We start from the raw sequence: 12,529 nt of genomic DNA, 5'->3' as shown, positions 1-12,529 counted from the left end.
GATAAAGGAATGAAAAAACTGATTTTGGCTGCTTCTATCATGGCTCTGACTGCCTGTTCAGCCCCTCAGCAAGAACAGATCAACGTAATGCCAGAAGCTTCACTAAGCTCAAGCAATATCGTTCAAAACAAAACATACACACTAACGAGCAAAGATGTTCGTGCCGCTCAGTATGTTGCTTTGGTTGATAGTGGCCGTTCAAATATCCAGCCGATTCACGCTAAACAAAACATGCGTATTTCTCTAGAGGACGCATTAGCAAAACAACTGGACTCTCAAGGTTTCCGTGCAAGCGTAAACAGTGAAAACTCAATTGTTTTAGAGATTCAAGAAGCGCTTGTTACCGTAGAACACACTATTATGGAAAACAAAATGGACGGTAAAGTAACACTTGAAGTAACGGCTGAAACACCTGAAGGTAAGCTCGTTAAAACATTCAACGGTACGGCAACTCGTACTGGTGCATTAAGCGCTTCAAACGACGATATCTCAATGGTTCTTAACGATGTGATCAATTTGGTTCTTACTGAGATTGCTAACGACGCTGAACTGCAAAACTACATGAAGGAACGTTTCTAATGAGCCGTATTTTGACTTCTATTGCATTAATGCTGGTTAGCGTGAGCGTTTGGGCTGGCCCTAAAGTGAACGTAGAGACGACATTAGGCGACTTCACTATCGAGCTAAACCAAGAGCAAGCACCGATTAGTGTTGATAACTTCCTTAAATATGTTGCCGACGGTAGCTATGAAGGCACTATCTTCCACCGTGTTATTCCTGGCTTTATGGCGCAAGGCGGCGGCTTCGATCAAGACATGAATCAACAAGCGACTTATGCCCCTATCAAAAATGAAGGCAGTAACGGTCTAAAGAATGATACAGCAACGATTGCAATGGCTCGCACTAACGCGCCAGATTCTGCGACTCGCCAGTTCTTCATCAACTTTTCGGATAACGACTTCTTGAATGCAAAAGGTGGCAACCCTGGCTACGCTGTCTTCGGTACGGTGACTGAAGGTTTCGATGTCGTACAAAAGATGGCAACCATTCCGACTAAGCGAATGGGCCGTATGTCAGATATCCCAGCCGACCCAATCATCATCAACAAAGTAACACTTCTTAAGTAATCTCATACAGCGCCCTTAACCTCTTAAGGGCGTTTTTCTATACAAGGACGCCCCATGTCATCTGGCACTCCCTCTCTTTCTTGGATGCAGACCTTCCGTAGCTACCTAGATAAACGTCTACTTTGGGTGTTTATGCTGGGTTGTTCGAGTGGCTTTCCTTGGGTTCTTATCGGCTCTAACATGTCGGGCTGGCTAAAAGATGCTGGTTTAACTCGTGCTGCGATTGGTTATTTCGGTAGTGTATTCGCTGTCTATGCCATTAACTTTCTTTGGGCACCATTGGTAGACCGAGTCAAACTGCCAATCCTACATGCAATATTAGGTCAACGACGCAGTTGGATATTCCTATGCCAAAGCTTTGTATTGGTCTGCACACTCTTCATCGCTGGTGTAAATCCAGCCAATGACTTGATGTTCACCTCTATGCTTGCTCTCGGAATTGCGATCGCCTCTTCAACCCAAGATGTCGCGATTGATGCCTTCCGTATTGATTCATTTCCAAAATCAGAATCATCAAAGTTACCACAAGCATCCGCAATGGCCGTGATGGGATGGTGGACAGGCTATTCTCTTCCGGGTTACCTCGCCTTTATCAACGCCGATACGATAGGTTGGAATGGCGTGTATTACGGCATGGCTGGTGTTGTCATTATTCTAATGCTATTCACTTTATTTGTTGGGGAACCAACAACACAACGCGAAGCGCTACAAAAAGAAGCACAGCAGCGCCATAATAAGGTTGTGGGTTCTAAAGTTGTGGCCTGGCTAAGCGTTACAGTGCTAGAGCCTTTCTACGATTTCTTTAAGAGAAACGGTGTTCAAGTTGCAATTACCCTGCTGTTGTTCGTCTTCCTGTTTAAGATAGGTGAAGCCTTCTTAGGCAGAATGTCGATTCCCTTCTATAAAGAGATCGGCTTTAGCAATGAACAAATCGGCCACTATTCCAAGTTAATTGGTTGGGGTGCAACAATTTTCTTCACCTTGTTAGGCAGTGTCTTTAATGTGAAGTTCGGGATTGTGCGCGGGCTGATGATTGGCGGTGTGGCAATGGCTGCCAGTAACCTCATGTTTGCATGGATTGCTCAAGTAGGACCCAATGAAAACTTATTCCTTGCAACGATTATTGTCGATAACTTCACAACCGCCTTTTCGACAGTGGCATTCGTTTCCTTCTTAACGCTATTAACTGGGCAAGCTTTCTCTGCAACGCAATATGCTCTATTAGCATCTTTAGGTAATTTTGGTCGAACGACGTTGGCATCTTTCAGCGGTGAATTGGTCGACTTCCTCAATGACTGGTCAACCTTCTTTATACTGACATCATTAATGGTGATACCGAGTTTGATCATGCTCTATTCGTTACGCCACTTTTTCACTGATTTGTTAGAAAAAGCTAAACAGAACCACGAATAAGAGAAAAAGCAAACGAAAGAAAGAGGGTAGCAATGAGCTACCCTCTTTTATTTTCTGTATTCAGATGTTCAGGAGCTAGTCTGTCGTATCACTCACTATTAAGTTAAAGCCAGTTCCCATCGAATCATCAATCGCCACCACTTGATACACGACCCCGTTAGTCAAAGTTGCAGGCGCAGAATCAATCGCAACAGTCGATGGGTCACCTGCGACTGTGATCGTCACATAATAAGAGCCCGCAGCCACATAAATGCCATTCGCGTAATCTTTAAATTTCACATCACTCAACGCAGGAGTACTTCCAGAGATTCCTACGTTCTCAGTCAAGTAAATATCAACCGAAGCTGCAACTGGGTTTGCCGCCGCATGGGTGATGTTCAACACTGCGCTAGTCGCTACCGGACGACGGTTTTCAGGAACGACAAGTGCTTCCAAGTTCAATGGAGAGACAGTCCCGACGGCATAAATGCTGTAATCCATTCCAGCAAATACAGTTAACCCATCGACGTCAATGAATGCCGAAGTCGTGGTTCCATCTTGATACACATCTAAGTCGTAACTGCCCACAGCCAAATCTTTAAACATCGTTACATCTTTGAACATCAAATCTGCAAAATCAGTCGATGCCGCTGCATTCACGAACACATCAACAACCGGTGCTCCATCAACAAGGTGCCCCACTCTTACCTCAGCAGTTTCTGCCATATCGTAAATTAAAGACGATCCTTTCCCATCCATCACCATCAATTTCACCGGAGATGCACTGTTTGAATCAGCTCTTGGCACCGCCGCAATAGTTAGCTCGCTACCGCCAGACAGTGTGATTTCTCCAGAGTCAAAAGCAATAGCACTTCCGCTCACTGTTTCTAATCTTACTCGGTACTGACCAGCTGGAATGTTCAACACATCAGTAAAATCTTTGTAGTCTAGAGTCCCAAGCGGCGCGCCCAACGGATCACTCGGCCCAGTAACATACAGGTTCACCGCACCAACTCCTGTTGCTGCATGTACAACTTGCACATCTAGGCTTGAACTTGTTGCGGTTCCCTCAGCGGGGCGTGTCACGACTAAAGCCTCTACAGGGTTATTGGAACCATCAGCATCACCGACCACCATAACGGTGTAATCTAAATCACCGCTCAAATCGAATTGGCTTTGAGGGATCACCGTAGCGACAGCGTCACCAGGAAGTTGAACATCGACTTGTACTGATGTCTGTCCTTGATTGACAGAGGCGTAACCAGACGCTTGAGCATAATCAACGCCAGTCCAACGAGCCTGACTGTTTACAATAACGTTAGCTAGAGGTGCATCGGGTGATGCATGAACGGCTTGCAGTTGTGTCGTTGGTTCATCGTCATCGTCACACCCAACAATGAACAGCGCTGAAATTGCTACCGCTAATAATGGTGAATATTTCATCGGTCTTCTCTCCAAAAAGTTAGACCAGTTCGTCACACAGAAGATTAGCTCAGTAAAAATCTTTAAATACTTCTCGGTATTTAGTGCAGTGAACTGTCTCAAATATTTCTGTGATTTGAAAAGTAATCAGGTTCGTACTCCAAATTACTCATCACATGAGTTGTTCATCAATTGATTCCCCCACCATTACGGAGTTGGTCAAAAATAGATCAAACACAGGATGGAGGGCGATTTGATTTAGTCACTTTTCAGCGCGAAAAGGCTTGGAAAGGAATACTGTTGATTTTGATATGCATGTCACTCTATTCAGTAGAATCGTTTGCTTAGGGCAGTAATTCACCAATTTATCCATAAAATAATCGAATTTCACAAAATCAATAGAATTAGTGGTGCATCAAGATGCATTGCCATCTTAAAGTTCCATCATTTAGATCATTAGTGTGATCAAGTTCACATTAATAATTGCAATTTTCATCGCGTCTCACTTTTATTTGAGAACAAAATCGCTATTATGCTCGGCATTCGGACATCATAAACACGCACGGATTAGCGGGTTACTTATTTCAAACATAGAGAGTTCCATTATGCGTAAATCACTTTTAACTCTTGGCCTACTTGCAGCAACTTCTGCTCCGGTAATGGCAGCGGATTATTCTGACGGCGATACTCACAAAAATGATTACAACTGGATGCAGTTTAATATCATGCACACTATCGACGAGAAGCCACAAGATAAAGACCATACTTACCTTGAAATGGAATTTGGTGGTCGCTCTGGAATCTTCGATCTTTATGGTTACATTGACGTTTTTAACCTAACTAACGATAGCAGCAGCGACAAAGCAGATGATGATCAACTGTTTGTTAAATTTGCTCCACGTATGTCTATCGATGGCCTAACTGGTAAAGATCTTTCTTTCGGTCCAGTAAAAGAACTATATGTTGCAAACTACACTACTATCGATGGCAAAGCTGACGGCGGCTATGCAACAAAAACAGGTATTGGTTCTGACGTAATGGTACCTTGGTTCGGCAAAATGCAGTTCAACCTTTACGCAACGTACGATCTAAATGCAAAAGATTGGAACGGTTACCAGTTCTCGACTAACTGGTTCAAACCATTCGTAAACTTTGATAACGGCTCATTCATTGCTTACCAAGGTTACATCGATTACGAATTTGGTCGTGATAGTTCATACAACCAATCTAGTAATGGCGGCGCAATGTTCAACGGTATTTACTGGCACAATGACCAATTTGCAGTAGGTTACGGTTTAAAACTATATCAAGATGTATACGGCCTAAAAGACGGTGCCCTAATTGATAACGCTAACCCACAGTTTGGTGAGTTCTCTACATCTGGCGTAGCACACTACTTCGCAGTTACTTACAAGTTCTAATCGAATTTCTAAGAAAGTTTCCAAAATGGCACCCTCGGGTGCCATTTTTTATTGCTTTCATTTAATGCCTCGTTATCCTTGCAGCATCACTTTCTTATCTCGGTATTGCTGTGAACATCTCAATTATTGGGCCTGGAGCTATCGGCTCTTTGTGGGCTATCAAACTCTCTCAAGCGGGTCATAATGTGTCTTTGTGGAGTCGCTCCACTGATAACTCAATTGACGTATCGCTTGATAGACAAGCTTCACTTTCCTTCAGTAACAACAATATCGAGAAGCTATCAGAAAGTGACCTAGTGATCTTCACGGTCAAAGCTTGGCAAGTAGAAGAAGCAACCACTCCACTGCTTCAACACCTAGACCCTGACACCATTCTCATGTTCATGCACAATGGAATGGGCGCGGTCGACCATATAGAGACTCAAATTGATGCTCACCCAGTAGTATTGGCGACCACCACCCAAGCGGCATTCAAACCCAATCGCAACAATGTATCCCATACAGGAATCGGACAAACCCAGTTGGGTGCTTTTAACCTCAAAGGTCAACTGTGCACTTTTTTAGTTGATGTGTTGGAACACGCTTTACCTACCGTGAGTTGGAATCCTGAAATAAAAACGGCGCTATGGACTAAGCTCGCCATCAATTGTGCCATCAACCCACTGACTGGGTTGGAACAGATCAAAAACGGAGAGCTTGCTGACAAAAGATTTAGCGAAGCTCTGAGTTCTATAATTAAAGAACTCACGCAAGTGATGCAGGCTGAAGGTATTACTTGTTCATTTGACGAATTAGAGACAAGCGTCAGCAAGGTTATTCAAGCGACAGCAAAGAACAATTCCTCAATGAAGCAAGATATGTTTTACCAACGAAAGACAGAGATCGACTTCATTACCGGACACCTTTTAAAGACGGCACTCAAGCATCAGATAGAGGTTCCTGTTAACCAAAAGCTCTTCGCTCAGGTTAAAGAACGAGAAAATAGCTGGAATCATCAAGATTAGTCAGCAACGGTTAACAAGTCGCGATAAAATAACGATACCGCTCAGCATAAAGCTAGCACCAATTTCCAAGATTTAGGTAAGAATAGATGCTTGATATCAATCACATCCGAGAGCAGTTTCCTGCGCTATCACAAACCATCAACCAACAACCGTTGATTTACTTAGACAGCGCGGCGACGACACAAAAACCTCAGGTGGTTATTGATGCTATTAGCCAATATTACTCCAAGCAAAATGCCAATGTTCACCGTGGCAGTCATAGCTTAACAGCTCAAGCAACCAGTCAATTTGAAGCAGCAAGAGACAAGGTCGCTCAGTTTATTGGCGCGACATCGTCAAAAGAGATTATTTGGACTCGCGGTGCAACCGAAGCACTTAACCTGATCGCACAAACTTACGCTAGAAGCACGCTTCAACCTGGCGATGAGATCTTAGTCAGTGAAATGGAGCATCACGCCAACATCGTGCCCTGGCAAATTGTGGCAGAACAAACTGGTGCTAAAGTCGTGAAAGTACCGATGACATCGGACTGTGACTTTGACGTTGTTGCGTTTGACGCCTTTTTGAATGAACGAACTAAGATTGTTGCTCTGGCTCAGATAACCAATGTTACGGGTTCTCGCCAGCCCATTGAACAAGTTATCGAGAAAGCACACAAGATGAATGCAATTGTTGTGGTCGATGGCGCGCAAGGTATCGTTCATGAGCCCGTTGATGTTGCTGCTTTAGGGGCTGATTTCTACGTGTTCTCTGGACATAAGCTCTATGCTCCAGCTGGTATTGGGGTGCTTTATGGCAAGCTTGAATTGCTTGAAGCGATGCCACCTTGGCATGGTGGTGGCAAGATGGTTGAGCGCGTGTCTTTCTCTGGCACCACATTTTCTGAACTGCCGGGGAAATTTGAAGCGGGCACGCCAAACGTAGCAGGAGCAATAGCATTAAGTACCGCAATAGAATGGTTAAGTGGTTTTGCTCAGCAAGATGTCGAAAATCATATCCACCAGTTACAGCACGAGACTTATCTTGCACTCAGTAAACTGGATGATATTCAGGTTTTGGGATATCAACCCAGTGCAAGTGTGATTACTTTTGTGATGGACGGTGTTCACCATCAAGACATTGCTACGCTGTTGGATCAACAAGGTATCGCAGTTCGCGCTGGTCACCACTGCGCTCATCCATTAATGGATGCACTTAATGTAAAAGGGACAGTACGAATCTCATTTGGTATTTATAACAATCTAGATGATGTTGAAAAGCTCGTAGCGGCGATAGAAAAAGCCGTTGATATGCTGTAGCGAGTAGCGAGTAGCGAGTAGCGAGTAGCGAGTAGCGAGTAGCGAGTAGCGAGTAGCGAGTAGCGAGTAGCGAGTAGCGAGTAGCGAGTAGCGAGTAGCGAGTAGCGAGTAGCGAGTAGCGAGATTATGTAGGGTTGGCGTTTAGCGTCAACCCTTTTTGTTTCTGTGTGTCTAAGAAATGTTAAGCACTTAGCTCTTGAATTTGAGCAACAATCGCCTTTAATCCATTGCCGCGAGATGGGCTTAGATGAGTAATTAAACCGATTTGTTCAAAGTATCCATCGATATCGAACGCTTGAATCTGCTCTGATGTTTTACCGTCATACGCAGCCATCACTAAAGCAATAAGACCACGCACAATACGCGCATCCGAATCTGCGCAAAAATACCAAACACCATCGATGTTCTGAGAAACTAGCCACACTTGGCTTTCGCAACCAGAAACCACAACCTGCTCACTCTTAAGCTCATCAGGCATGCTAGGTAATTTCTTACCCCATTGAATCACTTGGCGATAACGGTCTTCCCAGCCGCTGAATGTCTGCATCTTCGAGACAATATCATCACTGGTAATTTCAGTGCCGAATGGAGAGCTTGGGAATGTGGTCATTTTAATATCCAGTCGATTATTAATTGAATAGAAGACATTACTTAGTATGCTTTTGAACGATCTTTTCTACGATACGTGAAACCGCCACAAAACCAAAGGTAGCCGTAACAACCGTTGCCGCACCAAAACCCGTCGCACAATCCATACGCTTTGGACCTTCTGCTGTCGCTTTCGCAGCACATACACTGCCGTCGGCTTGAGGGTATTTAAGTTGCTCAGTAGAGAACACACAATCGATACCAAACTTACGCGCTGGGTTCTTAGGGAAATTATGATGACGACGTAATGTGTCTTTCAATTTCTTCGCTAACGGGTCTTGAATCGTCTTAGTTAGATCAGCCACTTTGATTTGAGTCGGGTCAACTTGCCCACCAGCGCCACCCGTGGTGATCACTTTGATTTTGTTGCTACGACAATACGCCAACAGGGAAGCCTTAGCTTTCATGCTATCAATCGCATCGAGAACAAAATCGAACTCTTTCGATAGGTATTCAGCCTGATTGTCTGGGCCAATAAAGTCATCAATCAGGTTCACTTTACACTCAGGGTTAATCAGCTTGACCCGCTCTGCCATTACTTCGATTTTGCTCTTGCCAACCGTACCCGACATAGCGTGGATTTGACGGTTGATGTTAGTCACGCACACGTCATCCATATCGATCAACGTCAGCTCACCTAAACCAGTACGAGCAAGCGCTTCAACAGCCCATGAACCCACGCCACCAATACCGATAACACACACGTGTGCGGCTCTAAGTATGTCGACTTCACTATTGCCATATAAGCGACGAGTGCCACCAAATCGTTGGTCATAGTTTTCTGAAGCTGGAGTGGTCAATTCACGCATTGTTGCCGCCAATTTATTTCTGAGAAAAAGAAAAGAGTGCGTTTTATACGCACTCTTGAATTAAAAGTCTAGGGGATTAGCGATTCGCTTTCAATGCCCTATTTTATTGTTGTTTACTCGACCTTTTCAGGAGGCAAAGCCCAAGGCGCTTCGGTTGCGCTGCCATCTAAACCCAGCTTCCACACTCGACCAAAATGTTTGTAATGACCCGCTTCAGTACCCGCTCTTGGTCCCATACCGTGGTAGAGGTCTAAGTGGTTCTGCTTAACCGCACCACCGGTATCCAAAACCAATAGTAGTCTTAGTTGGTGCGCGCCGCTCCAAGTACCATCAGCATTCAGTAACGGAACCTCAGCAAGAATAGGTGTGCCCATCGGGAGAATAGAACGATCACCTGCAACCGCCGCCATTGGCAACAATGGAATGCCTGCGCTACCCATTACCGATAAATCTTCCCTAGAAGTAAAGAAAACAAAAGAAGGGTTTTGCTCAAGCAGCTCTTTTACCACTGAAGGCTCATTCGCCAACACCCACTCTTTAATGGCTTTTAATGACATTTTTTCGCGTGGAACTAAGCCTCGATCAATCAATACACGGCCAATGCTCACGTAAGCTTTGTTGTTCTTACCCGCATACGCGAAATATTTAAGCGTATCGTCGTCACCAAAATGGACAAAGCCACTGCCCTGCACTTCCATCATAAACGGGTCGATACGATTTGCTGCGTAACCTAATTCCAGACCTTGGCCTTCTAATGCACCATTGTAGATCTCTTCGCGAGTCGGACAATCTTTATCACAATCAGGAAGTCCATAAACAGGGAATCGGTATTCTTCATTTGCTTCATGGCGCAGTTCCATCACCGGAGAAAAGTAGCCCGTGAACAAAACATTGCCTTGCTTATCGCCACCACCAAGTTGAGCGGTTTGAACACCGAAGTTAGCTAGCTCGCTCGGATCACCACTTTGCATCGCCCACTCATTAAGCTGCTGATAAAGCGGTTCATAGATTTTTGCCATTGAAGGGGATTTAGAAACCACCATCTCAGCTTGTTCTGAAAATGCGGTGTAGTCTCTTGGTTTGTTGGATTCAACTTGATCGACCTTATTTAAGGTACGGGGAAATTCATCATCAAGGTGTTGTTGAGCACGATCGGTTGGTTGAGCACAGCCAAATAGTAAAGAGGCGGCAACAAGGGGAAGCCATTTTTTAATCACAAGAGTCATCCTAAAAATTCTATGCATCGAGGATGACAAAAACGGTCAGATAACACAATCTTAGATTGTAAGAGTTTACAGTAAGATAACCTATCGACCGGAATTATCAATATAGCCTTTGAGGCGAAATACTGGGTTGTAGTGCCCATCTGAATCGAGCACCATTTCTGTATGATCAGCTTTGGTCATGCGGAAGCGATACGTTTTATCCCCCGCCTTATATTCAAAATAGTTGCCATCGAACTCAAAGTTAGTCGAAATGACTGAACCACCGACTGAAACACCGTTGTCATTTAGCACAAATTCATCTGTCGCATAATGAGCAACATCTTGTTCAACCCAGGTGCCATAAAGCAAGTGATCGGGTGTTGCTGCATCTTGCACTCGATTAATAACATCACCAAAAAGAGACACCACCGCAAACGTACCGACCAACGCTAATGCCATTAAGCTGCGTTCAATGATCTTACGCTTCAATTTAGATTGGTTGCGCTGCTCAGCTTCACTGTAGAGGCCTTTAGTTATCTCATCTATCTTGTTCTTTCTTGCTGGAGCTTGTTGCATTCGGTAACTACTCATAAAGATGCTATGCGCATTCTACACTGAGACAGTTTATATAATGAACCCTAGATGAGAATAGTTTGCGCTTTATTCCAAAAATGTGTTGTTTACTTTTGAATTTAAATGCTAAATTAACGAATAAATAAACACAAATGGACTTGTTCTGTGAAATTAAGAAGTACAGCGCTAGTAAAAGGTTTCAGACAATCAACCCCTTACGTAAATGCCCACCGTGGTAAAACCATGGTAATTATGCTGGGAGGAGAAGCCGTTGCCGATAGAAACTTTGGTAACATTATTAGTGATATTGCCTTACTCCACAGCCTTGGGGTCAAGATTGTTCTTGTTCATGGGGCAAGGCCGCAGATCAACCAACTGTTAGCAAAGCAAGATTGCCATACGCCTTATCACAAGAATATTAGAGTCACCGATGAGTATTCTCTGGGTGTTGCGATGCAGGCTGCAGGCCAATTGCAACTCGCCATCACAGCTCGACTCTCAATGAGCCTGAACAACACCCCAATGGCGGGCACTCAACTGAACGTCATGAGCGGCAACTTTATTACCGCTCAGCCATTAGGTGTCGATGACGGCACAGATTACTGTCACAGCGGGCGTATTCGTCGAATTGATATTGAAGGGATTAATCGTACACTAGCCCAAGGCTCCATCGTCCTACTTGGCCCTATTGCCAGCTCGGTAACAGGTGAAAGCTTTAACCTGCTTTCTGAAGAGGTCGCAACTCAAGTGGCCATTCGTTTAAAGGCTGATAAGTTAATTGGCTTTTGCTCGGAGCAAGGGGTAACGGATCAAAACGGTAATGTACTCGCCGAACTTTTCCCTAAAGACGCCAAGCAAATTCTAGAACGCTTAACTCAATCTCAAAATCCAGCTGAAGACATGAGTACAGGGACACTTCGATTCTTGAAAGGCGCGATCTCAGCGTGTCGTGCTGGTGTGCCTCGTTGTCACTTAATCAGCTACAAAGTGGATGGCGCATTAATCCAAGAGCTGTTCTCTTTCGACGGTATTGGAACCCAAGTGGTCATGGCGAGTGCTGAGCAAGTCAGACAAGCTCAGATCGATGACATCGGTGGTATCTTTGACCTAATTCGCCCTCTTGAAGAGCAAGGTATTCTCGTTCGTCGCTCAAGAGAGCAGTTAGAGCAAGAAGTCCATCGCTTTACCATTATCGAAAAAGACGGTCTGATTATTGGCTGCGCTGCACTATATGCTTATCCCGAAGATCACATGGCGGAGATGGCGTGTGTTGCTATCCACCCTGACTACCGCGATGGGAACCGTGGGCAATTATTGCTGGATTACATGCGTCATCAATCCAAGTCGCGTGACATCGACCAAATATTTGTTCTTACCACACACAGCCTTCATTGGTTCCGCGAACAGGGGTTTTACGAGATAGGTGTTGATGAATTGCCAATGGAAAAACAGGGGCTATACAACTATCAGAGAAACTCAAAGATCTTAGCATTGAACGTGTAAATAAAGTTTTGGACTAAAATCTCACTTTGATCGTAAATTAATTGCAAATGTAATCGTTTACTGTATAGGTTTTATTAAATATGCACTTTCACTCACACTGATTATTGTATAGAATTTAAGCGCTTTA

At 44.3% G+C, this 12,529-nt stretch carries 11 protein-coding genes and 1 pseudogene; 7 read left to right on the top strand and 5 right to left on the bottom strand.

Annotation, left to right across the window (positions count from 1 at the left end; all coding sequences use genetic code 11):
- The first annotated feature begins 9 nt into the window (after positions 1-9).
- Genes QWZ07_RS08940 through QWZ07_RS08930 form a run of 3 tightly spaced genes read left to right on the top strand, consistent with a single transcriptional unit; the run spans position 10 to position 2,540 of the window.
- Entirely contained in the window at positions 10-579 is a 570-nt protein-coding gene (locus QWZ07_RS08940) for a YajG family lipoprotein (RefSeq protein WP_017110209.1), read from the top strand.
- Complete coding sequence (locus tag QWZ07_RS08935) at positions 579-1,127, top strand: peptidylprolyl isomerase (RefSeq protein ID WP_017104452.1); 549 nt, start codon at positions 579-581, stop codon at positions 1,125-1,127. The genes QWZ07_RS08940 and QWZ07_RS08935 overlap by 1 nt, the downstream gene beginning before the upstream one ends.
- A gap of 54 nt (positions 1,128-1,181) precedes the next feature.
- Positions 1,182-2,540 carry an AmpG family muropeptide MFS transporter gene (locus tag QWZ07_RS08930; protein WP_102326987.1) on the top strand — a complete coding sequence of 453 codons (1,359 nt, stop codon included), beginning with the start codon at positions 1,182-1,184 and terminating at the stop codon, positions 2,538-2,540.
- Between the two features lie 75 nt (positions 2,541-2,615).
- Here QWZ07_RS08930 and QWZ07_RS08925 read toward each other — a convergent pair whose 3' ends face one another.
- A complete protein-coding gene (locus QWZ07_RS08925) occupies positions 2,616-3,962 on the bottom strand; it encodes a DUF4397 domain-containing protein (RefSeq protein WP_192853458.1) in 1,347 nt (448 codons plus the stop codon).
- A gap of 511 nt (positions 3,963-4,473) precedes the next feature.
- On the opposite strand from QWZ07_RS08925, the pseudogene QWZ07_RS08920 reads away from it, so the two are divergent.
- From QWZ07_RS08920 to csdA, 3 genes and pseudogenes are all read left to right on the top strand, one after another.
- Positions 4,474-5,362, top strand: a pseudogene (locus QWZ07_RS08920) (nucleoside-specific channel-forming Tsx family protein).
- A gap of 110 nt (positions 5,363-5,472) precedes the next feature.
- Positions 5,473-6,366 (top strand): 2-dehydropantoate 2-reductase, encoded by an 894-nt coding sequence (gene panE, locus QWZ07_RS08915; protein WP_192853456.1) that lies wholly within the window; start codon positions 5,473-5,475, stop codon positions 6,364-6,366.
- 86 nt (positions 6,367-6,452) lie between these two features.
- Positions 6,453-7,664 (top strand): cysteine desulfurase CsdA, encoded by a 1,212-nt coding sequence (gene csdA / locus QWZ07_RS08910; RefSeq protein WP_192853455.1) that lies wholly within the window; start codon positions 6,453-6,455, stop codon positions 7,662-7,664.
- Between the two features lie 181 nt (positions 7,665-7,845).
- Here csdA and csdE read toward each other — a convergent pair whose 3' ends face one another.
- The 4 genes from csdE to QWZ07_RS08890 form a co-directional block, all read right to left on the bottom strand.
- The gene (gene csdE / locus QWZ07_RS08905) at positions 7,846-8,274 is read right to left on the bottom strand and encodes a cysteine desulfurase sulfur acceptor subunit CsdE (protein ID WP_192853454.1); all 429 of its coding nucleotides are present in this window, start codon (positions 8,272-8,274) and stop codon (positions 7,846-7,848) included.
- Positions 8,275-8,311: 37 nt separating this feature from the next.
- Positions 8,312-9,121 (bottom strand): tRNA cyclic N6-threonylcarbamoyladenosine(37) synthase TcdA, encoded by an 810-nt coding sequence (gene tcdA, locus QWZ07_RS08900; RefSeq protein ID WP_016768337.1) that lies wholly within the window; start codon positions 9,119-9,121, stop codon positions 8,312-8,314.
- A gap of 113 nt (positions 9,122-9,234) precedes the next feature.
- A complete protein-coding gene (gene mltA, locus QWZ07_RS08895; protein WP_017110217.1) occupies positions 9,235-10,347 on the bottom strand; it encodes a murein transglycosylase A in 1,113 nt (370 codons plus the stop codon).
- Between the two features lie 81 nt (positions 10,348-10,428).
- Positions 10,429-10,902, bottom strand: a complete 474-nt coding sequence (locus QWZ07_RS08890; RefSeq protein ID WP_192853468.1) for a DUF2850 domain-containing protein — start codon at positions 10,900-10,902, stop codon at positions 10,429-10,431.
- 162 nt (positions 10,903-11,064) lie between these two features.
- Between QWZ07_RS08890 and argA the strand changes: the two genes are divergently transcribed.
- Positions 11,065-12,402 carry an amino-acid N-acetyltransferase gene (argA, locus tag QWZ07_RS08885; RefSeq protein WP_017110219.1) on the top strand — a complete coding sequence of 446 codons (1,338 nt, stop codon included), beginning with the start codon at positions 11,065-11,067 and terminating at the stop codon, positions 12,400-12,402.
- Positions 12,403-12,529: the final 127 nt, after the last annotated feature.

Source organism: Vibrio lentus, assembly GCF_030409755.1.
Lineage (GTDB): Bacteria > Pseudomonadota > Gammaproteobacteria > Enterobacterales > Vibrionaceae > Vibrio > Vibrio lentus.
The sequence above is the reverse complement of the archived record's forward strand: the minus strand, read 5'-3'. Positions and strand labels throughout refer to the sequence as shown.

What these genes read in the sequence shown, in the direction of transcription:
- QWZ07_RS08940 (WP_017110209.1), top strand. Translation starts at nt 10, where the DNA reads ATGAAAAAACTGATTTTGGCTGCTTCTATCATGGCTCTGACTGCCTGT.
- QWZ07_RS08935 (WP_017104452.1), top strand. Translation starts at nt 579, where the DNA reads ATGAGCCGTATTTTGACTTCTATTGCATTAATGCTGGTTAGCGTGAGC.
- QWZ07_RS08930 (WP_102326987.1), top strand. Translation starts at nt 1,182, where the DNA reads ATGTCATCTGGCACTCCCTCTCTTTCTTGGATGCAGACCTTCCGTAGC.
- QWZ07_RS08925 (WP_192853458.1), bottom strand. Translation starts at nt 3,962, where the DNA reads ATGAAATATTCACCATTATTAGCGGTAGCAATTTCAGCGCTGTTCATT.
- csdA (WP_192853455.1), top strand. Translation starts at nt 6,453, where the DNA reads ATGCTTGATATCAATCACATCCGAGAGCAGTTTCCTGCGCTATCACAA.
- csdE (WP_192853454.1), bottom strand. Translation starts at nt 8,274, where the DNA reads ATGACCACATTCCCAAGCTCTCCATTCGGCACTGAAATTACCAGTGAT.
- tcdA (WP_016768337.1), bottom strand. Translation starts at nt 9,121, where the DNA reads ATGCGTGAATTGACCACTCCAGCTTCAGAAAACTATGACCAACGATTT.
- mltA (WP_017110217.1), bottom strand. Translation starts at nt 10,347, where the DNA reads ATGACTCTTGTGATTAAAAAATGGCTTCCCCTTGTTGCCGCCTCTTTA.
- QWZ07_RS08890 (WP_192853468.1), bottom strand. Translation starts at nt 10,902, where the DNA reads ATGCAACAAGCTCCAGCAAGAAAGAACAAGATAGATGAGATAACTAAA.